Genomic DNA, 22,826 nt, shown 5'->3' on the forward strand with positions numbered 1-22,826 from the left:
GTAGGTGTTCTCAGCACGTCGAAACCCTTCAAATGTGAGGGCTTTCAACGAAATTCGTGCTTGACATCTGAAAGGACACGGCTCATGAATGGAACAAAGTTCGCCAGGCGCGCGGCAGGCGCCGGGGTATTGACCGGGTTGGCGGCGCTCGCGATAGTGGCGACCCCGGCAGTCGGATCGGCGACGGTGACGGCGGGAACCTATTCCGTCAGTACGGGCGAAGGCAGCATCACCATCACGGTCGACGGCGTCACCTCCGATGCCACCGGGATCAGGTGCTGGGCACCGATCGAGGAAGGCACTGGTGGCAGGGAGTTCGACCTCGATGCCTCCGGCCACGGTGTGCTCACGTACACGAACCTTGCCGGCGGAACCTATGTGGTCGACCCCCGGTGCCGCGACAGCGAGAACAACAGGCCCAACTACGAGTTCGATCCGGACAGCACCACGGTGACGGTGACCGCGGCCGAGTCGCCGCCCGATGATGGCGGAAGCCCGAGCGATCCGTTCGGCGGACTGTTCACCGGTCTGCTCACCGGCCTGTTCACCGGAATCCTGGGGACCTTGTTCGGGTCCTGACCCGGCCGACGCGCTGCGACCGCCGCTCGGGGCCAGCTAGATTCGGGCGATGACCGAGATCCGGGCGTTCACCTTCTACGCGATGGTCCCGCTGAACCTTCTGCTCATCGTGTGGGTGTGGATAGGGCGCGCGTTCCTCGGCGCGGGCGGGTGGTGGATCGTGGTCCTCACCTACACCGCGGTCCCGGTGCTGATCCTCGCCCTCGGGCTCTCCTCGATCCTCGCGATCACGCAGCGGGTGCCCGCGAGTGCGGGTCGCCTCACCCCGCCGCAGTGGGGGACGCACCTGGTGGTGTGGGCGTCGATGCTCGGTTTCGGGTTCTTCCTCGTGGACGCGGGCGACGACGCGGACGCCCGGGCGTCGGTGTTCACTCAGGTCGTCGGGGCCACCTCGGGCACGCTCGCGGTGAGCGACACGCTCACCGCGATCTGTGTGCTCGCCTTCGTCGCGGCGTGGGTCGTGCTGCTCGTGCTGCTGGTTGCCGGCCAAGGCGCTCGGCGTGCGGGAACGATCCACTCGGGCGCGGGTACGGCATGATCGATGGCGCCGGGACTCGGTGACTTTCGGGGTACTGGACACACGCGGCGAAAGTGTCAGGCACAATGCGCAGCGACGCGGCCGACAGCTTGGCCTCATGAGCGGCGACAAGGGAGGCGGCACATGCGATCTGCAGGTGACTCGGCCCTGGCCGCGCGGGAATTGGTTGTTGCGCTCGCCTCGGTGATGGAGGCGCAGAGCGGGGAACTCAAGGCGCGGGTGATCGATCGGCTGACCTCCGAGATCGAGGAGGCCCGGGATCCGCAGATCGCCACGATGCAGGCCGCCGCCACGGTGGAGACGCTGGCCTCGATCCGCCAGATCCTGCAGCACCGGATCGAGGCGGGGCGCGCCGATGTCCCGGCGACCGCGATCGAGCACGCGCGGCGGCTAGCGCAGCGCGGAGTCTCGCCCGCCGTGATGGAGCGCGCCAACCGTTTGGCCACCGACACCGTGATGCGGTGGTGCCTGGAACAGATGCAGCTGCTCAGCGACGACGCCGCGGTGGTTGCGCAGGCCGCGGTGCTGATCATGACCGACGCCGGCGGCTACGGCGATCGGGTGGCGCACCAGCTGGCGGCCGTCTACGAGGCTGAGCGCGAGCTCTGGCTGCGGCGCAGCAACGCCTCCCGTGAGGCGTGCGTGGGACAGCTCCTGACGGGCCGGGCGACGGACCTACCCGCGGCCGAACTCGCCCTCGGATATCGGCTGGGCCAGCGGCATCTGGCGCTGGCGGTGTGGACCGAGCGGACCGAGTCCGGTGATGACGAGATGAGCTTCCTCGAGCGTTCGGTCGGTGCCCTCGCGGACAAGCTCGGCTGCACGGCGGCACCGCTGGTCCTGCCCCGCGCCGACAACGAGGCGTGGGCGTGGTTGCCGGTCGGGCCAGCGGTCGACATTGCGGCGATCGGGCCGATCGTGGCGGGGTGGGAACACCCGGTCAGGGCCGCGGTCGGGGCGCCCGCCGAGGGAATAGCCGGATTCCGGCGCACCCATCAGCGGGCGATGGCTGCGCAGGTGGTCGCCCAGAACTCGGCCCGGCCCGGCCCGCTCGTCGTCTCGAGCGCGGAGGTCGGCGCGATCGCGCTGATGTGTGCGGACATGTCGGCCGCCAGGATGTGGGTGCGCGACGTGCTCGGCCCGCTTGCGGTTGACGACGCCACCAGTGAGCGGCTGCGGGAGACGATCCGAGTGTTCCTGGCCAACGGCGCCAGCTACACCGCGACCGCGGAACAGCTGAACATGCACAAGAACTCGGTGGTGTACCGGCTCCGCAAGGCCGAGGATCAGCTCGGGCACAAGCTCCGCGACGGCCGCCTCGACCTGGAGATCGCGTTGGCGCTGTGCCACTGGCTCGGCGCGGCCGTGCTCGAGGCGGGATCGGACTCGCCCGCCCCGAGCACCGGCGGTTAGCGGACCACGCTCAGCGGTTCCGGTGTGGCAGTCCTGATGAAGTAGGCGATCTCCTCGATCGCGCGCTGCGCCTCCGGCACCAGGTCGGCGGCCGCCTGGAACACGTGCACCTGGCGGCGCCACACCTGGAGTTCGCAGGGCACGCCCGCCTCGGCGAGCCGGTCGGCCATCAGCTCGGAGTCCGGCAGCAGCAGTTCGTGCGACCCGACCTGGATCAGCACGGGGGGCAGGCCTCGCAGGTCGCTGTCGACCGGGCACATCCGGGACTGGTCACGGGACGACCCGGATCGGGAGTCGCGGCGACCCGAGATCCGGGCGAGCTCGTCGAGCGCGTTGCTCGGGAGCATCGCGTCGCGACCGGCATTGCGGTGTTCGGTCTTGCGGGCGGGGTCCATCTCGGTCAGGGGTGAGAGCGCCACGATCCCGGCCGGACCGGGCAGGCCCTGCTCGCGGATCGCGAGCGGGATCATGAAGGACAGGTAGCCGCCAGCCGAGTCCCCGGCGATCACGATCTGATCGGGCCGGTAGCCCTTGTCCAGCAGCCACCGGTAGCCGTTGACCCCGTCGTCGACGGCGTCGCTGATGCTGTGCGCGGGGAGCATGCGGTAGTCGACCATCAGGACGGGCGCCTGCGCGGAGGCCGAGATCCGCGAAACCAGGCGCTGGTGGGTACCGATCCCGCAGAACAGGAATCCGCCCCCGTGTAGGTACAGGACGACGCGATCGCCGTCGGCGCCATCCGCCTTGACCCACTGGGCGCTGCAGTTGTCGAGCAGGACGGTGTGGCTGCGGGTTCCCTCGATGGGCGGGTGCATCCGCGCGCTCACATCGTCGAGGTACTTCATCGGCCAGGGCAGCGCCGAGGCCTTGGACCACAACGAGATGACCGGGCGGACTGTCATTCGCAGCGCCTGGGCCAGCAGGCGGGACTGCACGCTGGTGCCGCGGATGTCCTGGCGATCGACCGTGGTCGGGAGGTGGCGCGGCTGCGGCGCCGCGGCGCCTTCGATGAACCGAGCCGCCGTCGAACCGAACTCGCGGTCGCCGGCACCGACAAACTCCACAACTTCACTACTGGTCACGAGGACATCCTTGGGCTTCGCAGGGAACGCGATCGTCATCGGTGCGCGCGGCGTGGAGGCCGTCTGCGCGGTCAAAATGTGATGGCGGTCACTGGCATGCTCAAGGACATTAGGTCGTATCTTCCGGGCTGCCACCGGCCTGGCCGCACGAGAAATCGGCCCGGCTCTGTACTGAGCGTCCAGTATTTGTGTACGAGCGTCCAGTTTGGGGTTCGCTAACCCCGGCGACGGCGTCCGCGGGCACGTAGCGTGACCGGAGACGGTCGCATCGGGCGGCCGCGAGGAAAGGGAGTCGATGTCGGATCTGAAGGTGGTCGCCACCATCGCCGCAAAGCCCGGTTCGGAAGAGATCGTGCGGGACGGGCTGTCGACCCTGGCCGCCGCCAGCCGAGGCGAGGACGGCTGCCTGGGCTACGAGCTGTACGAATCGTCTGCGGCCCCGGGCACCTTCGTCACCGTCGAGACGTGGACCGGCCAGGAGGCCCTGAAGGCGCACATGGCGACGCCGCACCTGCAGGCCGCGATGGGAACGTTCGGTGCTCACCTGGCGGGTGCGCCGCAGATCCACCCGCTGACCCAAATCGAGGTCTGAATCAGGTAGTCGAACCGGGTGGTTACGGGCGGTGCCGGACCAGCAGGTCCCGCACGTGGCCGGTCTCGTTCACCGACGCCACCCGGGCATCGCCGTTGCGGGACACCAGGATGCGGGTGATCGAGGCGTAGTCGATCGGGAAGGTCAGCGGCCGGTCGAGGCCGAGCAGTCCCTGGAGGTACACGTTGATCACGCCGCCGTGCGCGAACACCGCCACGGTGTCCTCGTGGTCGGCCCCCGCGACCACCCGGGCCAGGCCGTCGCGGACCCGGGACCGGAACTCCCGCTCGTCGACGAAGCCGGGGAAGTGCCCGGCCAGGATGCGGGCGTACGCGTCCGGAGCGATGGCCTTGGCCTCGTGGATGGGGATGTAGTGCGTCCGGCGGTAGTCGTACTCGGCGAGTCCGGCGTTGACCACCACGGGGAGTCCGCGGGACACGGCGACCGGCGCCGCCGTGTCCAGGGCCCGCCGTTGTGGGCTGCTGACGATCGCGGAGATCGGGTACGGGGCGAGGGCGTCGGGCAGCCGTGCCGCCTGTGCGTGGCCGTCGTCCGTGAGGCCGGGGTCGGCGCCGTCGGTGGAGTCGGTGGAGAGGATGCGTTCGGGCAGCGCATGACGGATCAGCAGCAGTTGCACCCGGTCAGACTGTCATGCCCGCGATGAGGGCCGCGACCGAGGCCGGACGGTCCGCCATCATGTTGTGCCGGGCGGGCCGGAGCGTCTCGAACCGGGCCCCGAGCCGGTGGGCGAGCCGTTGCTGCCGGACGACCCAGCGCGGGGACCGCCCCGAGTCGGCGGCCACGACCAGGGTCGGCGGCACAGGACCGAGCGGGCGGAGTCGCTCGAGTTCGGCACCCAGGTCCGGGTAGGCGGCGTTCTCGACCAGCGCCGACCGCAGGTAGTCGGGGTCGGTGAAGGTCTGCCGTATCCACCCGACGGCATTCGCGTCGGGCGCGCCGTGGGTGAACAGGCGCACCCGCGGCCCGGCCAAGCGCTGCAGCCCGCTCGCCGCGGCGCCGTGCGCGAGCGCAGTGGCCAGTCCGAACCGCCAGCGGCGGGGGAGCGAGGCGGGGTGACGGGCGGGGATGCTGGCGTCGAGCAGCACCAGCGCCGCTGCTCGCTCCGGGCGCATCCGCGCGAATCCCTCGGCGTACCAGGCGCCCATCGAGTGCCCCACCACCGTCGCGGGCGCGCGCACCCCGACCGCGTCGAGCACCGCGCCGATCCGGTCCGCCTCGCCGCGGACCGTCGGCGGCTCACCGGAGGCGGGGCTGAGCCCGAACCCGGGCCGGTCGAACCGGACCACGGTGCACACCCGGACGAGCAGCGCCGCGACCGCGTCCCAGTCGAACCAGTTGCCTGCCAGGCCGCCGACGAGCACCACCGCCGGGCCTGCCCCCTCCACCACCACGTGCAGGGATTGGCCGCCGACCGCGACGATGGTGCCGGGAGGTTTCACGTGGAACCTCGCCGCAGGCCCCGAAACGTGTGCAGCGCCACGAAGATCAGCCAGGCGGAGGTGGCGGCGAGCTGAAGCCGCTGCGCCACCCCGAGGCCCCAGACGTCGCCGCCGCCCGTCGCGAAGTACAACCAGACCGTCCCGGCCGCGTAGGCGCACAGCAGGACGACGCCGAACACCCGCTGACCCCGCGGCCACCGGTAGCGGAACGCCGCCGCGATGAACGCGACCCCGGACACCGCCGCGGACACCGCCGCGAACCAGCTCGTGACGGCGTGCAGCTGGGCACTCTCGTTGAGTCCCGCGGCCTCCAGCGCCGCGCACTGCGCGCTCGCGTGCGCGGCGCAGCTGAGCGGCATGCGGGAATCCGCGGCGGTGCTGACCGCGAAGACGACGAGGAAGACCCAGCCGATGGTGGTGAGCGCCCGCCGCGGCCGCAGCGTCAGGCCGAGCCCGCCCGCGACGGCGAGGACGATGCCCGTGCACAGGTCGCCGGTGCGGAACAGGAACCCGTACGGCTGATCGAGCGCCGCGAGCTCGCTGGCGAACACCGCGGTCGGGTCGAGCCCGGTGGGGAGCACCAGTTCGAGCAGCCACGACGAATACAGGACCGCGCCGACCACCAGCAGGGTCAGCGTCGCGATTCTGGTGCGCCGCTGCGTCGTCGTGGCCCCCAGGGACGTCACCTTCTCGGGCCTCGCCTCGGGGAGGTCACCCTTCTCGGGCCTCGCCTCGGGGAGGTCACCCTTCTCGGGCCTCGCCTCGGGGAGGTCACCCTTCTCGGGCCTCGCCTCGGGGATGTCACTGCTTCGGCTTGGCCAGGGGGAACGCGAGGGATTCCCGGATGCTGCCGCCGGTGATGAGCATGACGATCCGGTCCACGCCCATCCCGATCCCGCCGGTGGGCGGCATCGCGTGCTCGAGGGCCTGCAGGAAGTCCTCGTCCAGCTCCATCGCCTCCTCGTCACCGCCCGCCGCCAGCATCGACTGCTCGGTCAGGCGTCGGCGCTGGTCGACCGGATCGGTCAGCTCGCTGTACGCGGTGCCCAGCTCGACACCCCAGGCCACCAGGTCCCACTTGGCGGCGACGCCGGGGATGGTGGGGTGCGGCCGGGTCAGCGGCGACATCGAGGTGGGGAAGTTGGTGTAGAAGGTGGGGAACTCGGTCTGGTCCTCCACCAGGTGCTCGTACATCTCCTGGGCGACCGCGCCCGCGTCCCAGTCGGCCTGGTGCGGGATCCCGTTCTCGTCGCAGAGCCGCCGCAGCTCCTCCAGCGGGGTCTCCGGGGTCACCTCGACGCCCAGCTTCTCCGCGACCGCGCCGTGCATGGTCTTGACCGGCCAGTCGCCGGAGATGTCGATCTCGACGGGCTCGCCGTCCGGTCCGGGACGCAGCACGATCTCCCGGCCGTGCGCCGCGACCGCCGCGGCCTGGATCAGCTCCCGGCACAGCACCATCATGCGTTCGTAGTCGCTGTGCGCCTCGTACGCCTCCAGGATCGTGAACTCGGGGTTGTGCTTGAAGTCCACGCCCTCGTTGCGGAACACCCGGCCGATCTCGAAGACCCGCTCCATGCCCGCCACGCACAGCCGCTTCAGGTAGAGCTCCGGAGCGATGCGCAGGTACAGGTCCAGGTTGTAGGCATTGATGTGGGTGATGAACGGCGCGGCGTTCGCGCCGCCGTGCACCTGCTGCAGGATCGGGGTCTCGACCTCCAGGAACGCCCGCGAGGTGAGTGAGTCCCGCAGCGATTTCACCACCGCGCTGCGGGCGGTGAGCAGGTCGCGGGCCTCGGGGTTGATGGCGAGGTCCAGATAGCGCTGGCGCACCCGGGTCTCCGGGTCGGACAGCCCCTTCCACTTGTCCGGCAGCGGGTGCAGGCACTTTCCGTTCATCCGCCACTCGGCCGCGAGCAGGGACAACTCGCCCTTGCGGCTGCGTCCGATGGTGCCGCTCACCTCGATGAGGTCGCCGAGGTCGAAGTCGGCGGTGAACTCGTCGAGCCGGTCGCCGACGGCGGTCCGGTCGAACAGCACCTGCAGGTCGCCGGACCAGTCGCGGATCTCGGCGAACGCGACGCCGCCGTAGGCGCGGATCCGCATGAGCCGCCCGGAGATTCGGACCCGGGTGCCCTCCGGTGACGCCGCCGCCCCTGCGACGGTGTGGGTCGGCGGATAGGCGACCGGGTACGGGTCGATGCCCTCCTCGGCCATCCGGCCCAGCTTGTCCATCCGCACCCGGACCTGTTCCGGGCGACGGGGCCCGCCGCTGTCGGCGGGCAGCGCGGCGACGTCGTCGGGCGCACTGCCGTCCGTGTGCAGCAGCCCGGCCGCGGTCACCGACTGCGGCACCGCGACGTGCGTGCCGGTGTGCTTGCTGATGTCGTGGCGGCGCAGCCGCGGCAGGGTCACGAAGCCCTCGGCGACCGCGGACGCCATGCCGACCTTCGGGAGTACCCGGTTGTCGGAGAAGCACAGGTACCGCGGCTCCCAGTCCGGCTGGTACTTCACGTTGGAGCGGTACAGGGCCTCGAGCTGCCACCACTTGGAGAAGAACAGCAGGATTCCGCGCCAGACCCGGAGCACCGGGCCCGCGCCGATGCGGCTGCCCTCCTCGAATGCGGAGCGGAACACGGCGAAGTTGAGCGAGACCTTGTTGACGCCGAACCGATCGGCGCCTGCGGCGAGCTCGGACACCATCAGCTCCACAACGCCGTTGGGCGCCTGAGGGTTTCGGCGCATCAGGTCGAGGGAGGCGCCGGTCGCGCCCCATGGCACCAGCGACAGCATGCCCTGCACGTCGCCGGGGGTGTCGCCGTCGTCGTGCTCCTCGACGGCCTCGACCAGCAGGCAGTCGCCGTCCGCGGGATCGCCGAGCCGCCCGAGCGCCATCGAGAAGCCGCGTTCGGTCTCGGTGTCGCGCCAGTCGTCGGCGCGGGCGATCACCTGCGCCATCTCCTCCGGCGGGATGTCGCGATGCCGTCGGATCCGAACGGTGATGCCCTGCTTGCGAACCCGGTTCACCGCCTGCCGGACCTGGCGCATCTCGCGACCGTTCAGGTTGAACTCGCGGGTGCGCAGGATCGCCTCGTCGCCGAGCTGCAGGACGGTGAGACCGGCCCGGTTGTACGCGGTGGCGCCGAGCTCGCTCGCCCCCATCGCCGCGGGGGTCCAGCCGTATGTCGAGGCCAGCTCCAGCCAGGCGTCGATGGCGTGCGGCCAGGCCTCCTCGTCGCCGATGGGATCGCCGCTGGCCAGGCAGACGCCCAGCTCGACCCGATAGGTGACCGCGGCCTTGCCGCTGGGCGCGAAGACGACCGCCTTGTCCCTGCGGGTGGCGAAGTAGCCGAGGGAATCGTCGGCGCCGGAGCGCGCGAGCAGGCCGCGCAGCGCCGACTCGTCGCTGCCGGTGAGCGCGTTCGACGCGCGCTGGGACCGGAACAGGGTGACCACCGCGGCCAGCAGGGCGAGGGCGCCGAACAGGCCGAGCAGGGTGTTGACGAATCCGTGTGGGCGGCCGTCGAACTGCTCGTTGTCGAGCGCCGCGACTCCCGCGACGCGGTTGAGGGACCAGAGGAACCGCTGCTCCGAGGGGAGCGTGCCCGGGAACAGTTCGACGACGCCCCAGCCGAGCAGGACGCCGACGGCGAGGCCGAGGATCAGGACGCCGAGCGCCTTCCAGCCGGCCCCGCGCCGGACCCGGGTGTAGAACTCCTTGCGCGCGGCGATCAGCAGGCCGAGTACGGCGAGGTGCACCACCAGTGCCACCGCGGCGTGCACGTTGCGCTCGGCGACGACCTCGGCGAGGTTCAGCAGAGCGAACAACGCGAGGTAGATCGTCAGGAACCACCAGGCGATCCGCTTGCGGCTGGCGATCGCGGCGGCGAGCAGACCCACCACCAGCGCCCAGGCGAAGCTGGTGTCCGGGGCGTCGAAGTAGTAGGTGTCCACGTACTCGCGCGGTACCCGGATGAGGTGCCGCAGAACGGGGGACAGGCTCCACAGGAAGACCAGCGTCGCGAAGATGCCCAGGATCAGGCCGGCGATGTGGGGGACCTGCGCCAGGCGTCCGTTGGTCGGGCGCGCCAGCGCGCGGGCCGGTGGATGAGCGGACTCGAGCGACGTCTCGGTCGTGGTGGTCGGCGTCATCAACTCAGTGTGAAGGGTTCTCCGGTCTCGTGGGGGATGATGAACGCGTGCCTGCGCCCGAAGATGTCCCGATCCGCGACGAGTCGATCCGCCTCGGCCAGTTCCTCAAGCTGGCGAACCTGATCGAATCAGGTGCCGACGCCAAGGCCGTCATCGCCGACGGGCTGGTCAGCGTGAACGGCGAGGAAGAGGTCCGGCGCGGTCGCCAGTTGCACGAGGGCGACGTGGTGGAGCTCGGCGGGATCAGCGTGCGGGTGTCGCGCTAGGGGTTCAGCTTGTGTCACCGCGGCAACGCGCCGAGAGTGCAGTTGTCGGCACCCCACTCGGGCGATGCCCCGAAAACTGCACTCTCGGCGATGAAGCAGGCGATCAGACGACCATCGGGACGAGGGCCTTGCGGTCGGTGGGGTAGTCGGAGAACTTCTCGCGGTACCACTTGTGGGTCGCGATGGCCCGGGGAATCAGGTTGCCCGCGGTGATCAGGAAGATGACGAGGCCGGCGAGCGACCAGGTCAGCAGCGCGAAGCCGGCCCAGGCGATCAGCTCGCCCAGGTACGCCGGGCTGGTCACGAACCGGAACCCGCCGCCATACGGAATCTTGTACTCGGTCGTGCCCGGGTTCTTCTTGTCGCGCAGGTTGCGCACGATCGACTCGGACGAGACCAGCAGGGCGAACCCGAACAGGTAGATGACCACGCCGATCAGGAAGCGGGGGTCGGTCAGCCACTCGGTCCCGTACTGGCCCAGGTAGTCCTGGCTGAAGAACGCGCCGTTGAGGTAGCCGTGCATGCAGGTCACCAGCATGCCCATGCCGATGACGGAGATGTTGAAGGTGCTGCGCTTGCCGGGGACCTGCCTGATCGACAGCGGGAAGAACCAGCCACGGTTCGCGTAGTGCAGCAGCCAGATCCCGGCGAGGACCAGCGAGGTGGGCTCGAACCGGTTCGGGCCGGTCAGGTAGAAGACGGCGAACACCACCGTCGCGGGGATCTCCATCAGCCACCACCCCAGTTTCGGGTTGAGGTTGAACCCGAGGTTCGTCGAGCTGAAGCGGCCGTACGAACTCTGGGCGAAGAAGCCGCCGACGATGACGAACGCCGCGAAGGCGAATGCGATCGTCAGGACGGTGTCGTAGGCGGTGTTCCCGGTGTACCAGTGCATCGAGATCCTTCATCACGCGAGCGGCCGGCGCTGGGCCGCGTTCCTGGCAGCGGCCGCCGGATGGGCGACGCTGAAACTGGAACACGTTCTACCACGTGCGAAGCGTGGCCGCGGGGCTATCGCGCGATCGGTCGCGGATCGGGGCCCTGGTGATTCGCCCTGGCAGGACTCGGTTTCAGCGACGGGACGACAAAGCGGCGCCCACAACTGTCGTCACGGGCGCCGCTTCGGGTTGAACGGATGGCGAGAGTGCAGGTGTCGGCGGCGCACTCGGCCGATGCCCCGAAAACTGCACACTCGGCGTGGGGCCGGGGACTACGCCTCGGCGCGGACCACGACGCCGTCGTCGTCGCTGTAGACCATCTCGCCGGGGTTGAAGGTGACGCCGCCGAAGGAGACCGGCACGTTCTTCTCGCCGGAACCGGTCTGGGTGCTCTTGCGCGGGTTGGTGCCGAGCGCCTTGATGCCGATCTCGAGGGTGCGCAGGATCGCCGAGTCGCGCACCGCGCCGTTGACGATCACGCCCGCCCAGCCGTTGGACACGCCCTTGCCGCCGATGATGTCGCCGACCAGCGCGGTGTGCACGCTCGCGTCGCCGTCGACCACGAGCACGCCGCCGTTGCCGGGTTCGCCGAGGGTCTGCTTGACGAGCAGGTTGTCCTGGAAGCACTTGATGGTGGTGATGCGGCCGGAAAACACTGCGCGGCCGCCGAACTGGATGAACTGAGTGTCACAGCTGCGGATGTCGGGGCCGATCTCGTCGGCCAGATCTGCGGTCGCTACCTGCTCAGTCATCTGTTCTTCCCTTCGTGTGTTGAACGCAAACAGCCTAGTTCGCCGCGGACCCGCCGCGGCCGTGGCGCTGCTCATAGTCGTCGCGGGTGCTGTCCGCCCGGCGCTGCGCCTTCTCGCCCAGCAGTGCCGGGTCGAGTCCGTGGGCGAGCAGCCGGTGCCTGCGGTAGATGTTCATCAGCGCGATCGCGAAGTACAGCACCGGGAACAGCAGCAGCGCCATCATCGCGAGCGGAATCCAGCGCTCGCCGGGGATGAGCAAGTAGAACGCCATAAACAGCGGGATCAGCGGCAGTGTGAAACGCAGCACATAGCGCACCGAGGCGCCGGGGCCGACCAGGTCATTGCGAACCCAGTCCCGCATGGAGTCGGGCAGGGTTCGTCCGAACAGGTAGCCGAGGTACTGAGTGAAGGTGGGTTTGCGCTGGTCGGACATGGTCACAGGGTAGGGCACTCGCGGCCCGAACCGAACGGCCGCACGGGTCATGCGTGGGCGCCGCGATCTCGGCGCTGAAACCCGGCGCGCCCGAAATGAGATCGCGGGAGCAACTTGCATACCGACCGGTACGTGTCCTAAATTTCTGAGTTGCTCCCATCCGGGAGATCCGGCGGCTTGGTGTGGCGGCCCCGGAGACACCACAGCAGCAAGTCCGGCTCCGCCTGGGAGCCGGCACCGTATTCCGGGGGGAATATGTACGTCGGGGGAATCGCCGCGCGCCTGGCGCCGGAGCACGTCATCCACAGCTTCCCGCGACGCGCGGTTGAGGCTCGTGCCTTCCGCCTGCCGGATTCCACTCTTCCTGGCTGACCCGAACCCACGTCATCCAACCGCGGCCACGCCGATCGACGGCGCCGCGCGCGACCTCAGGTGGTGGCGCTAACGCCACGAAAGATTGAAGGAGACCCATGAAGCACCACACAGGCGCCCGTCATCGCGCGCGCAGCGAGCGCGCGACGGTGGTGGGAGTGATCCCGCTGGCGATCGCGATCACCTGCGCCGGACCGGCGTTCGCACAGCCGGGCGTGGTGGTGCCGGAGGCGGAGCAGCCCGGCGTGGTGGCGGAGGCCGCGCCCGAGCCCGCGCCCGAGGCCGAGCCGGTCGTCGAGGAGCCGAAGACGTACTGGATCGCCCCGCCGGTCGAGTACGCGGAGGTGCCCACCCGGCCGGTGCCGACCTACGACTACACCGAGCCCGTCGCGCCGGTCCAGATCCAGGAACTGCACCTGCCCGTCGCGGTCGAGGTGGTGGCCCCGATCGAGGCGCCGAAGGAGCGGTTGCGGATCGGTGACTTCGTCTCCGATCAGCCGAACTGGCTCTCCGACGAGTACCTCGACCGCACCAACAACACCTCCGCCGTGATCGAGGCGCAGGTCAACACGTTCTGGAAGTCCATCGGCGTGGACGCCGAGCGCAGCGACCGGATCGCCGCTGCCACCGTGGGCGGCGCGGCGACCGGTGCGGTCGCGGGTGCCCTCGTTGCAGGCGTCCCGGTCGCGACCGTCGGCGGCCTCGTGGGCGGCACCATCGGCGGCAACATCGGTGTGGGCGTGGGCAACGCCTTCGTGCCCGGGATCGGTTGGGTCGCCGCCGGTCCCGTCGGCACCGCGATCGGGGCGGGAGTCGGTGCCGCGGCGGTCGGCATCCCGGCCGCCGCGGCGGGCGCCGTCGTCGGTGGCGTGGCCGGTGGTTTCGCCGGAACCGCGTTCGGCGCGGGCGACAGCCTCGGCACCCCGACCGAGTTCGTCCTGCCGAACGTCACCGAGCCCGACGCCGCGGCCCTGAAGCTGCGGGCCGCCGAGGAGTACGCCCGGCTCGCGATCGAGCAGCCCGCCGCGGCCGCTGCCGTTGTCGACGCGGTCGTCGCGGCCCCGCAGCTCGCGGACCAGGTCACCAGCCAGGCGGTCGCGGCCCGCGAGGCCACCCTCGCCCAGCCGGGTGGCGAGCAGGTCATCGCCGGGCTCGACGCCGCCGCGGTGGAGCTGAATCACGCGTTCGGTCCCGTCGCCGGCATGGCAGGCGAGGCGCTGGCCGCAGGCCGGGACGGCCTGGCCGTCTAGTCTCGCGCGCCCGAAGTCCTCAATGGACTTCGGGCGGGAGGCACTAGGGTCGCCTGTGCAGCCAGCGCACCGGCAACAGGAGGTCCGACACCGTGGGCACACGACAGACGCCGCCCGGCGGTCGGTTCGGCGATCAGTCGTCCGATCAGCGTCGTCCGCCCCCGTGGGTCCCGATAGCCGGTCCGAAGCCGGGCACCGCCGACCCCGACGCACCCGGTTCCTGGTTCGACAAACCGCACGAGGGTGCGCCGCCGGTCGTGGACACGGGATGGGTCCCGCCGCAGTCCCCGCCGGGGTGGCTGCGGCGGCACCGGGTGGATCTGGCGTTGGCCTCCGCGGTGGCGGTGGTCGTCGCGGGTGGGGCGGCGACCGCGCTGCTGCTGGCGGACCGGGGGTCGTCGGACGCCACGGCCTCGCCGGGCCCTTCGTCCGCCGCGGCCGACGAGCCCGACGATCCGACGTGGTGTGACGGATTCGCCGACGGTGAATTGGTCACCCCCGACTCGTCGGATCGCGGCGCGGCCGCGATCGCCGGATTCGAGGATGCGTATTACGTTGCCCGCGACGGTGTCCTCGCCCGCACCTACGTCGCGCCCAACGCACTCGTCGCCAGCGCGGAGCAGATCGGGCAGGGCATCGCCCAGATCCCCGTCGGCACAACGCATTGCGTGCTCGCGAAGCGGATGGGTGAGGGCAGGTACGTGGTCGACGTGTTCGATCGGCGGCCCGACAACGGCGCCAATCATTACCGCCACACCTTCACCACCGCGGCGGATCCGGCGTCGCCGACCGGCGTCGCCATCACCTCCATCACGCTTCGAGAGGGCAAGTGAGCCTGGCAATGAGTCGCGGTTGGCCCGTGACTCATCGCCGGGATCGGCGCCGCTGACGCGCATTGGCGATACCGACCGCCGTCCGGAGTATCTGCGGGGCTCGGCGCGCCGTTCTTAGGACGGCACGATCGATCATATTGAGGTCCAAGTGTTTCCGCGTGACGGGGCAGGGCTCTGCGTCCTCGGCGGCACCCGGGGCGGCGAGCGCGTAGAGCCACCACCGGCCGGGGATCCCCTTGAGTTCGTGCGGGCCACGGTCGGCGAAGGAGAGCCCGGACCCGACCACCAGGTCCTTCACAGTCCGTGAGACCAGCACCTCGCCCGGGCCCGCCGCGGCGCCGATCCGCGCGCCGATGTGCACGGTGATCCCGGTAAGTTCGGCACCGACCCCTTCGACCTCGCCGGCGTGTACGCCCGCCCGCAGGTTCAGGCCCAGGTCCGCCGCCTGGCGGCAGACGGTGCGCGCGCACCGGACCGCGGCGGTGGGGCCGTCGAAGACGCTGAGGGTGCCGTCGCCCGCGACGTTCACGAGCCTGCCGCCGGCGAGCTCGACCTCGTTGCGGACTTGCCGCTCGTGGGTGGCCCGCAGGTCGCGGTACGGGTGGTCGCCGATCCGGGCGAGCATCTCGGTGGACCCCACCACGTCGGTGAACAGCACCGAGGCGAGTCGTCTGTCGGCGTCGACGGGTCGCACGGCGCCGGTGGCGACCTGTTCGATGTGGTCGACGATCGGCACCCAGGCCTCGCCGAGCGAGGAGCCGGGTGCCGAGGGGGCGAGCGTGTACAGCGCGCCGTGCGGGATCGTGTCCGCGACGTACCGCGAGACCGCCTCGGGCATCGAACCCGCCGCGACGTGGAGCACCCTCGTGGTGCATTGAACGGAGGCCAGCGCGTCGGAACAGTCGATCCGGAACAGCCACTCGAGGTGGGCGTGGGCGGACGAGGGGGATGCCGCGCTGCGCTCGAGCAGCGCCAGCAGCCGCCGGTTGAACGGCGAATCCTGACTGGGATCCCACATCGACATGAGCAGGCCCGACCCCCAGTTCTCGCAGACGGCGCGCCACCCCGCGACATAGCGCCTCAGGGTGTCGGGGTCCCAGCCGTGCGGAATGTCTGGGCCGGCGCGGAGCACGCCCTCGATGATCGGCTGGTGCAGGATCAGCCCGGCCACCCGCTCCGGCGCGCGAGCGGCCAGCAGCACCAGGGGGCCGCAGGTGCTGCCCATGCCGACCAGGGTGGCGCGGCGAATACCGACCGCGTCCATGACGGCGAGGACGTCGTCGGCCTGCTCCTCGAGGGTGGGGATGCGGTCGACGGGGTCGGACAGGCCGACCCCGCGGCGCTGGAAACACGCGGAGCGGCCGAAGGTGGTAGCGCGTTCGAAGAGATGATTGATGTGCGGGTCGGTCCACATCAGGTCCGGATGGAGGCCCATCTCGAGGTACAGGACCACGTCGACGCCGCCCTCGCCCACGACCTGGTAGGCAAGCGCGTGACCGTCGCGCTCGACGTACCTGGTCCCCGGCGGGTCCATTTCCCCAGCCTAGTCGCGTCACCCGGGACGGCGGGACTGTCGGCGCTGCCTGGCATTCGCCATGCCGGCCGCAGCCCGGAGCACCTGCGGTGCGCGGCGAGCCGTCCGCAGAATCGCCCGGTCGATCGCGTTGAGGTTCAGCGGTTTTCGGAAAGCGGCCGTTGTGGTGTGGTCGCCGTCGATCAGGGCGTACAGCGGCCATCGCCCGGGCACGCCCTTCAGCTCGTGGTCGCCGCGGTCGACGAAGGAGAGCCCGGACCCGACCACCATGTCGCGGACCGTGCGCGAGACCAGCACCTCGCCCGGTCCCGCGGCGGCGGCGATCCGGGCGCCGATGTGCACGGTCATCCCGGTCAGGTCAAGGCCACTGCGCTCTACCGAGCAGACGTGGACCCCGGATCGCACCTCGATGCCGAGGCCGTATGCGGACCGGCAGATGCGGGCGGCGCAGCGGACCGCCTCGGCGGGCCCGTCGAAGACACTGAAGGTGCCGTCTCCGACGACGTTGACGAGGCGGCCGTCGGCCCGCTCGACCTCGTCGCGGACCTGGTGCTCGTGGGCGGCCCGCACGTCGCGGTAGGCGACGTCGCCGATCCGGGCCAGCGTCACCGTCGAATCAACCACATCGGTGAACAGCACGCAGCCGAGGAAGCGGTCGGCGTCGACCGGCCTGCTGACCCCGGTGGCGAGCTGCTCGACGTGGTCGACCACCGGGATCCACGCCTCGCCGAGCGAGGATCCGGGTGCGGTAGGGGGCAGGATGTGCAGGCTGGCATGCGGGATCGTCTCCACCACGTACCGCGCGACGCCCTCGGGGACCGGGGACGCGGCCGCGTGCAGAACCCGCGTCGTGCACTGTATCGAGGGCAGCGTGTCGGAGAAGTCGATCCGGAAGAGCCACTCGAGGTGTGCGCGGGCGGCGGCGGGGGTCGCGGAGCAGCGCTCGAGCAGCGCCATCAGGCGTCGGTTGAACGGGGAGTCCTGGGTGGGGTCCCACATTTCCAGGATTTCGCCCGATCCCCAGTGGTCGTAGACGCTGCGCCACCCCTCGACCCACCGATCCCGGCCCGGCTCGTCCCAGCCGTGCGGCAGGCCATCGCGCTCCCGGAGCACACCCTCCACAAAAGGCTCCTGGAGGACCAGGCCGGCAACCCGTTCGGGCGCCCGGGCCGCGACCAGCGCCAGCGCGCCGCAGGTGCTGCCGATGCCGACGAGGGTGGCACGGTCCATCCCGACGGCGTCCATCACCGCCAGTACGTCGTCGGCCTGTTGCTCGAGCGTCGGAATGTGATCGACGGGCTCGGACAGCCCGAAGCCGCGGCGCTGGAACGCCACGTTTCGGGCGAAGGTCGTCATCCGCTCGAACAGGTAGTGGAGGTGTGGGTCTGTCCACATCAGGTCGGGGTGCAGCCCGATCTCGAGGAACCAGACCACATCTGCGCCGCCCTCGCCGATCACCTGATAGGCGAGAGCGTGGCCGTCTCGGTCGACGTACCGGGTGACCGGTAGGTCCATTTGCCCAGCTTAGTCGCGTCAGACGGGCTGGCGGGAGCGTCAGCCAGTCACGAATTCCGCGTGCGGTGAATCGGCCGCGCCGTGCAGGTGGGCGCGCTCCCCGTCCCGGTCGAAGATGGTGAGGATCTCCACGGGACCCTCGTGTGCCCCGATGGCGTGCGGGACCATGGTGGAGAACTCGGCCGCCTCGCCGGCCTGGACCAGGAGTGTCCGCTCGCCCAGGTGCAGCCGGGCGGTGCCGGACAGCACGGTGAACCAGTCGCGGCCGGGGTGCACACCCAGCTGCTGCGCTCCGGTCGGCCGTTCCGGGGTGATGCGCATCTTCGCCACGGTCACACCGGGCAGGGCGCGATCGCGGGAGAGGAGCCAGGTCGTCACCCCCCGCGTGTGCTCGGGCTGCGGACGGATCACCACGTCCTCGTCGTCGGCCGATTCGACCAGCTGGTCGAGGGTGGTGCCCAGGGCCCGGGCGATGGGGACCAGCTGATCGAGGGCGATCCTGCGGTGCCCGGTCTCGATGCGGCTCAGGGTGGAGGGGCTGAGAAAACAGCGTGCGGCGAGGGCGTCCAACGACCAGCCCCGGGCCAGCCGCAGGCCGCGGATGCGCTGGCGGATCAGGGCGTCCATCGCGACTTCTTGCGTCATGAGCAAGACTGTATGCCCTGAGAGCATGATCGCCCTAGAGTGGAGGGATGACACAGCACTCCCATCGCCACGCACACCACCACGGACACCACGACGAGGCGGGCCTGGCGGACATGCTGGACCTGGACGCGGAGGTGCACGCCGCCGCCCTGGGTGAGGTGACGGACTGGGTGGGCCGGCACGCCCCCGATGCCCCGCGTGCGGTCGCCGACATCGGTGCCGGGACGGGCACCGGCACCCTGGCGCTCGCCCGCCGGTTCCCCGAGGCCGAGGTGATCGCGATCGACTCGTCGGAGGTGATGCTCGAGCGCCTCCTGGCGTCCGCACGCGGGGGCGGTCTGGCCGACCGGCTGCGCGTCGTGCAGGCCGACCTCGATGCAGGGTGGCCCGCGGTCGGCACGGTCGACGTCGCCTGGGCCGCGCTGTCGTTGCATCACGTCGCCGACCCGGACCGGGTGCTCCGCGACATCTATGACGCACTGAACCCGGGCGGCCTGCTGGCGGTCGTCGAGATGGACGCGTTGCCGCGCTTCCTGCCCGACGACGTGGGTGTGGGCCGACCCGGACTGGAATCGCGATGCCACGAGGCCATCGCCCTGGCGAACTGGAATGCGCACCCGGACTGGCGGCCGCACCTGGAGGCGGCCGGGTTCGAGATCGCCGAGCAGCGCACGTTCATCTTCGATGCGAGTCCCGCGCAGGCGAGCATGGCGCGGTACGCGCACACCTTCCTGACTCGCGTCCGTGCCTCCCTCGGTGACAGTCTCGCCGCCGACGACCTCGACGCCCTCGACCAGCTCCTGGCGGGTGACCACCCCGGCTCGCTGCAGCGGCGCACCGACCTCAGGTTCCGCGGCAGCCGGACGGCCTGGGCTGCCCGACGCCGCTGAGCCGCGGTGAGGTGAATCGGGGTGCGCTGCTCGGATCGTGCGGGAAACGGGACGGCGACCACGAATTCGGCTCGGCGAACACACCATTCGTGGTTGGCTTCGCGAACCATCTCGCCCGAAAAGAGGATCCGCTCGTGCCGCTCAATGGATTCCCGCCGAGTATCGTCGAGCCGGGATTCGAAGTATCCGGGTAGATCCACCGAGAGGCAGGATCATGCGAATAGTCGTCGTCGGAGGAACCGGGCACATCGGCCGTCAGGTCGTGGACCTGCTCGGAGAGCAGGGGCACGAGGTCGTGGCGGCGGCACCGTCGACGGGAGTGGACACCGTGACCGGAGACGGGCTCGCGCAGGTGCTGACGGGCGCCGACGTGGTGGTGGACGTGACCGGCCCGCCGTCGTACGACGGACCCGTCGTCGTCGACTTCTTCGCGCGCTCGACCGCCAACCAGATCGCCGCCGAGTCCGTCGCGGGAGTGCGGCACCATGTCGCTCTGTCCATCGTCGGGGTCGACCGGCTGGTGCCGTCCGACACGGTGGGCTACCTGGACGGCAAGGTCCGTCAAGAGGAGATCATCGCGGCGGGCCCGGTCCCGTCGACCGTCCTCCGGGCGACGCAGTTCCACGAGTTCATCGCGACGATCGCGGACGTCGGGACGCGGGACGACGGTGTTCACCTGCCGCACATCCTGTTCCAACCCGTCGCCGCCGCGGACGTCGCGCGGCTGGTGGCGGAGGTGGCGGCCGGAGAGCCCCGCGGCGTCGTGGAGATCGCCGGCTCCACGAGGGCACCGATGGACGAACTGATCGGCGCGGTGCTGCGCGGGCGCGGAGACGAGCGGGTGGTGGTGCGCGACGACGAGGTCGGTTACTTCGGCGCACGGCTCGCGGACGACGGGCTGGTGCCGGTCGGTGACGGTGCGGTCATCGGTACCACCGGACTCCCGGTGACGCCGTAGCGCTCCTGCCACTGTGACCCCGGACACGGACCGGGTAGGTTGTGTGTAACTGCAAGAACTACTCACCAGTAGGGGTACGAAATGCCTGCTCCGTCCACCGCGACCTTTGCGCGGCTCGCCGACCTCATCGCCATCCCGGACGCGGCGAGTCGACCCACCCGATCCGTCGTCGAGGCCTTCACCGGCCGCGAGCTGGCGACCGTCCCGGTCGGCACCGCCGACGACGCGAAGGCGGCGATCGAGCGCGCCCGGGTCGCCCAGCGGGAGTGGGCCAGGCGCCCCGCGGCCGACCGCGCCCGGATCTTCCACCGCTACCGCGAGCTGGTGCTGGAGAACCGTGACGCGCTGATGGACATGGCCCAGGCCGAGACCGGCAAGTCCAGGGCGGCCGCGCTGGAGGAGGTCCTCGACATCGCGATGACCTCCCGCTTCTACGCCCGGCTCGCCCCGAAGGCGCTCAAGCCCAAGCGCGTGCAGGGCATGCTTCCCGGTCTCACCAAGACCGTCGTCCGGCATCACCCGAAGGGCGTCGTCGGCGTCATCTCGCCGTGGAACTACCCGATGACGCTCGCCGTCTCCGACGCGATCGCCGCCCTGCTCGCGGGCAACGCGGTGGTGATCAAGCCGGACAGCCAGACGCCGTACTGCGCGCTGGCGTGCGTGGAGCTGATGTACCAGGCCGGGCTGCCGCGGGACCTGTTCGCCGTCGTCCCCGGGCAGGGGTCGGTGGTCGGCACCGCGATCGTGGAGAACACCGAGTACCTGATGTTCACCGGTTCCACCGCCACCGGGCAGCTGCTCGCGGAACAGGCAGGCCGCCGGCTGATCGGCTTCTCCGCCGAACTCGGCGGCAAGAACCCGATGATCGTCACCAAGGGCGCGAACCTGCGCGAGGTGGCCGACGCTGGCGTGCGTGCCTGCTTCTCGAACTCGGGACAGCTGTGCATCTCCATCGAGCGGATCTACGTCGAGCAGCCGGTCGCCGCCGAGTTCACCAAGCTCTTCGGCGAGCGGGTCAAGAAGATGACCCTGGCTCCGGGCTACGAGTTCGGCATCGAGATGGGTTCGCTGGTCTCCGAGGCCCAGGTCAAGGCCGTCTCCCTGCACGTCGACGACGCGGTCGCCAAGGGTGCCACGGTGGTCGCGGGTGGCAAGGCGCGCCCGGACCTGGGCCCGCTGTTCTATGAGCCGACGGTGCTCACCGGCGTCACCGACGAGATGGAGTGCGCCAGGAACGAGACGTTCGGCCCGCTGGTGTCGATCTACCCGGTCGCCGACGTGGAGGAGGCGGTCGCGCGCGCCAACGACACCGAGTACGGCCTGAACGCCAGCGTCTGGGCGGGCAGCAAGGCCGAGGGCGAGGCCATCGCGGCCCGGGTGCTCGCGGGCACCGTCAACGTCGACGAGGGCTACGGTCCGGCCTGGGGCAGCACCGCCGCGCCGATGGGCGGCATGGGCGTCTCCGGCGTCGGCCGCAGGCACGGTGTCGACGGGATGCTCAAGTACACGGAGTCGCAGACCGTCGCGACCACACGGCTGCTCAATCTCGGTGGGCCCCGCGGGCTTCCGCCGAAGGTGTGGGCAAAGGTGCTGGCGCCGTTCATCAAGGTGCTGCAGTACGTCCCCGGGCGCTGACCCGGACGACCGCGGGAGCGGTCACCAGCCGAAGCCGGCGGTGTGGGATGCACCCACGCCGCCGGCTTCGACCGTTCTCGGCCAACTCGCCGTAACGAAGCCGGCCGGAGACGCGATTTCCCCAGCGTGTCGGATTCCCGGCCCACGGGTACTGCGGAGGGGGAGCAGGATGAACAGTGCGGCCAGTGCCACCTGCGACGTCGATGACTACGTCGGCGCGGTGGCGACGGCGCTGGGCGCCGAATCCGTCGAGTGGCCGGAGGGCGGCGCCTTCGACGCGGTCGTGACGCTGCCGAGCCAGATCGCCCACTTCCCGGGCCAGCAGGCCGTGCTCGCCTGGAACCGGCACTTCGGCTGGTCATTGGGTGTCAACGGGCGCACGCCCGGCAACCTGGTGATCCTCGGCGGTCTCGGTGTCGGCCGCACGCCGCAGCCCGCCCGGTGCGCCGATCGGGCGGCCGAACTGATCGCCGACCACGCCGGGCGGGCTCGTCCGGAGGTGTGGACCCCCCGCGCCGTCGTCGGCGACCGGCTCCGCCTGGTCGCCGAGGGCGACGTCAACCATGCCTACGCCAGGCTGGTGCGCGGCCGCGTGTCGTGATGGTCCGACCTCGGCGCAGGCCCGACGCTCAGATCGGATCGTGCTTCCGGTCGTAGGCCGCGACCACCCGCTTCGGCGCGGTCAGCCGCCAGGCCTCCTCGACCAGCTCGGCGAGCTCCTGCGGATCCACCCGGTCGAGGACGACGTCGATCCAGCCCCAGCGCCCGAAGAACGGCGCGACCAGGAAGGTCTCGGGGTCCTCCTCCAGCAGCGCGGCCTGGTCGTCGCGGGTCGCCTTCAGGCACACCGTCGGGGCGCCGTAACCGACCATTCCGAACATCTTCCTGCGCACCCGGAACGTCGGCTGGCTGCCCCAGTTGTCGACGACGATCTCCTCCGCCTCGGGGAGGGCCAGCATCAGCGCGCGAACATCCTGTTCGGAGGGCATGGA

At 70.6% G+C, this 22,826-nt stretch carries 23 protein-coding genes; 11 read left to right on the forward strand and 12 right to left on the reverse strand.

Going from position 1 to position 22,826, the window contains the following annotated elements:
• The first annotated feature begins 84 nt into the window (after nt 1-84).
• The 3 genes from ACFXMV_RS02620 (at nt 85) to ACFXMV_RS02630 (ending at nt 2,530) form a co-directional block, all read left to right on the forward strand.
• Nucleotides 85-579 (forward strand): hypothetical protein, encoded by a 495-nt coding sequence (locus ACFXMV_RS02620; RefSeq protein WP_378498760.1) that lies wholly within the window; start codon nt 85-87, stop codon nt 577-579.
• A 49-nt stretch (nt 580-628) separates the two neighbouring features.
• Nucleotides 629-1,117, forward strand: a complete 489-nt coding sequence (locus ACFXMV_RS02625; RefSeq protein ID WP_378498761.1) for a hypothetical protein — start codon at nt 629-631, stop codon at nt 1,115-1,117.
• Between the two features lie 123 nt (nt 1,118-1,240).
• The gene (locus ACFXMV_RS02630) at nt 1,241-2,530 is read left to right on the forward strand and encodes a PucR family transcriptional regulator (protein WP_378502604.1); all 1,290 of its coding nucleotides are present in this window, start codon (nt 1,241-1,243) and stop codon (nt 2,528-2,530) included.
• Here the strand turns inward: ACFXMV_RS02630 and ACFXMV_RS02635 are convergent.
• A complete protein-coding gene (locus tag ACFXMV_RS02635) occupies nt 2,527-3,612 on the reverse strand; it encodes an alpha/beta hydrolase (protein ID WP_378502603.1) in 1,086 nt (361 codons plus the stop codon). The two genes, ACFXMV_RS02630 and ACFXMV_RS02635, sit on opposite strands and share 4 nt — an antisense overlap.
• 295 nt (nt 3,613-3,907) lie before the next feature.
• On the opposite strand from ACFXMV_RS02635, the gene ACFXMV_RS02640 reads away from it, so the two are divergent.
• Entirely contained in the window at nt 3,908-4,204 is a 297-nt protein-coding gene (locus ACFXMV_RS02640; RefSeq protein ID WP_378498764.1) for a putative quinol monooxygenase, read from the forward strand.
• Nucleotides 4,205-4,226: 22 nt separating this feature from the next.
• Here the strand turns inward: ACFXMV_RS02640 and ACFXMV_RS02645 are convergent, their stop codons facing one another.
• The 4 genes from ACFXMV_RS02645 to lysX all read right to left on the reverse strand — a co-directional run bounded on the left by ACFXMV_RS02645 (nt 4,227) and on the right by lysX (nt 9,813).
• Nucleotides 4,227-4,841, reverse strand: a complete 615-nt coding sequence (locus ACFXMV_RS02645; protein ID WP_378498765.1) for a histidine phosphatase family protein — start codon at nt 4,839-4,841, stop codon at nt 4,227-4,229.
• Nucleotides 4,842-4,845: 4 nt separating this feature from the next.
• Nucleotides 4,846-5,664, reverse strand: coding sequence for an alpha/beta fold hydrolase (locus ACFXMV_RS02650; RefSeq protein WP_378498766.1), 819 nt, complete (start codon nt 5,662-5,664; stop codon nt 4,846-4,848).
• The gene (locus ACFXMV_RS02655) at nt 5,661-6,350 is read right to left on the reverse strand and encodes a DUF998 domain-containing protein (RefSeq protein ID WP_378498767.1); all 690 of its coding nucleotides are present in this window, start codon (nt 6,348-6,350) and stop codon (nt 5,661-5,663) included. The genes ACFXMV_RS02650 and ACFXMV_RS02655 overlap by 4 nt, the downstream gene beginning before the upstream one ends.
• A gap of 115 nt (nt 6,351-6,465) precedes the next feature.
• Nucleotides 6,466-9,813, reverse strand: coding sequence for a bifunctional lysylphosphatidylglycerol synthetase/lysine--tRNA ligase LysX (gene lysX / locus ACFXMV_RS02660; RefSeq protein ID WP_378498768.1), 3,348 nt, complete (start codon nt 9,811-9,813; stop codon nt 6,466-6,468).
• A gap of 47 nt (nt 9,814-9,860) precedes the next feature.
• Here lysX and ACFXMV_RS02665 point away from each other — a divergent pair, with 47 nt between their 5' ends.
• The gene (locus ACFXMV_RS02665; RefSeq protein ID WP_378498769.1) at nt 9,861-10,079 is read left to right on the forward strand and encodes an RNA-binding S4 domain-containing protein; all 219 of its coding nucleotides are present in this window, start codon (nt 9,861-9,863) and stop codon (nt 10,077-10,079) included.
• 103 nt (nt 10,080-10,182) lie between these two features.
• Here the strand turns inward: ACFXMV_RS02665 and ACFXMV_RS02670 are convergent, their stop codons facing one another.
• The 3 genes from ACFXMV_RS02670 to ACFXMV_RS02680 form a co-directional block, all read right to left on the reverse strand.
• Nucleotides 10,183-10,974 (reverse strand): methyltransferase, encoded by a 792-nt coding sequence (locus ACFXMV_RS02670; RefSeq protein ID WP_378498770.1) that lies wholly within the window; start codon nt 10,972-10,974, stop codon nt 10,183-10,185.
• Between the two features lie 315 nt (nt 10,975-11,289).
• Nucleotides 11,290-11,769 (reverse strand): ribonuclease E activity regulator RraA, encoded by a 480-nt coding sequence (rraA, locus tag ACFXMV_RS02675; protein ID WP_378498771.1) that lies wholly within the window; start codon nt 11,767-11,769, stop codon nt 11,290-11,292.
• A 34-nt stretch (nt 11,770-11,803) separates the two neighbouring features.
• Nucleotides 11,804-12,202: a DUF5313 family protein gene (locus ACFXMV_RS02680; RefSeq protein ID WP_378498772.1), complete on the reverse strand. Its 399-nt coding sequence runs from the start codon at nt 12,200-12,202 to the stop codon at nt 11,804-11,806.
• Nucleotides 12,203-12,672: 470 nt separating this feature from the next.
• Between ACFXMV_RS02680 and ACFXMV_RS02685 the strand changes: the two genes are divergently transcribed.
• Together ACFXMV_RS02685 and ACFXMV_RS02690 are read left to right on the forward strand one after the other, a co-directional pair.
• Nucleotides 12,673-13,824, forward strand: a complete 1,152-nt coding sequence (locus ACFXMV_RS02685; RefSeq protein WP_378498773.1) for an insoluble domain protein — start codon at nt 12,673-12,675, stop codon at nt 13,822-13,824.
• A gap of 92 nt (nt 13,825-13,916) precedes the next feature.
• Nucleotides 13,917-14,657, forward strand: a complete 741-nt coding sequence (locus tag ACFXMV_RS02690) for a hypothetical protein (protein ID WP_378498774.1) — start codon at nt 13,917-13,919, stop codon at nt 14,655-14,657.
• Nucleotides 14,658-14,688: 31 nt separating this feature from the next.
• Here ACFXMV_RS02690 and ACFXMV_RS02695 read toward each other — a convergent pair whose 3' ends face one another.
• The 3 genes from ACFXMV_RS02695 to ACFXMV_RS02705 are packed head-to-tail and all read right to left on the reverse strand — an operon-like array spanning nt 14,689 to nt 18,351.
• The gene (locus ACFXMV_RS02695) at nt 14,689-16,191 is read right to left on the reverse strand and encodes an adenylate/guanylate cyclase domain-containing protein (protein WP_378502602.1); all 1,503 of its coding nucleotides are present in this window, start codon (nt 16,189-16,191) and stop codon (nt 14,689-14,691) included.
• 18 nt (nt 16,192-16,209) lie between these two features.
• Complete coding sequence (locus tag ACFXMV_RS02700; protein WP_378499432.1) at nt 16,210-17,706, reverse strand: adenylate/guanylate cyclase domain-containing protein; 1,497 nt, start codon at nt 17,704-17,706, stop codon at nt 16,210-16,212.
• Between the two features lie 39 nt (nt 17,707-17,745).
• Nucleotides 17,746-18,351, reverse strand: coding sequence for a helix-turn-helix domain-containing protein (locus tag ACFXMV_RS02705; RefSeq protein WP_378499433.1), 606 nt, complete (start codon nt 18,349-18,351; stop codon nt 17,746-17,748).
• Nucleotides 18,352-18,398: 47 nt separating this feature from the next.
• On the opposite strand from ACFXMV_RS02705, the gene ACFXMV_RS02710 reads away from it, so the two are divergent.
• The 4 genes from ACFXMV_RS02710 (at nt 18,399) to ACFXMV_RS02725 (ending at nt 22,435) form a co-directional block, all read left to right on the forward strand.
• Nucleotides 18,399-19,241: a class I SAM-dependent methyltransferase gene (locus tag ACFXMV_RS02710; protein ID WP_378499434.1), complete on the forward strand. Its 843-nt coding sequence runs from the start codon at nt 18,399-18,401 to the stop codon at nt 19,239-19,241.
• Nucleotides 19,242-19,455: 214 nt separating this feature from the next.
• Nucleotides 19,456-20,199 (forward strand): SDR family oxidoreductase, encoded by a 744-nt coding sequence (locus ACFXMV_RS02715; RefSeq protein WP_378499435.1) that lies wholly within the window; start codon nt 19,456-19,458, stop codon nt 20,197-20,199.
• 81 nt (nt 20,200-20,280) lie between these two features.
• The gene (locus ACFXMV_RS02720) at nt 20,281-21,834 is read left to right on the forward strand and encodes a succinic semialdehyde dehydrogenase (protein ID WP_378499436.1); all 1,554 of its coding nucleotides are present in this window, start codon (nt 20,281-20,283) and stop codon (nt 21,832-21,834) included.
• A gap of 169 nt (nt 21,835-22,003) precedes the next feature.
• Nucleotides 22,004-22,435 (forward strand): DUF6292 family protein, encoded by a 432-nt coding sequence (locus tag ACFXMV_RS02725; RefSeq protein WP_378499437.1) that lies wholly within the window; start codon nt 22,004-22,006, stop codon nt 22,433-22,435.
• A 28-nt stretch (nt 22,436-22,463) separates the two neighbouring features.
• Here ACFXMV_RS02725 and ACFXMV_RS02730 read toward each other — a convergent pair whose 3' ends face one another.
• Nucleotides 22,464-22,823 carry an MmcQ/YjbR family DNA-binding protein gene (locus ACFXMV_RS02730; RefSeq protein ID WP_378499438.1) on the reverse strand — a complete coding sequence of 120 codons (360 nt, stop codon included), beginning with the start codon at nt 22,821-22,823 and terminating at the stop codon, nt 22,464-22,466.
• Between the last annotated feature and the right edge of the window lie 3 nt (nt 22,824-22,826).

The organism is Rhodococcus sp. NPDC059179 (assembly GCF_042754885.1).
Lineage (GTDB): Bacteria > Actinomycetota > Actinomycetes > Mycobacteriales > Mycobacteriaceae > Rhodococcus_G.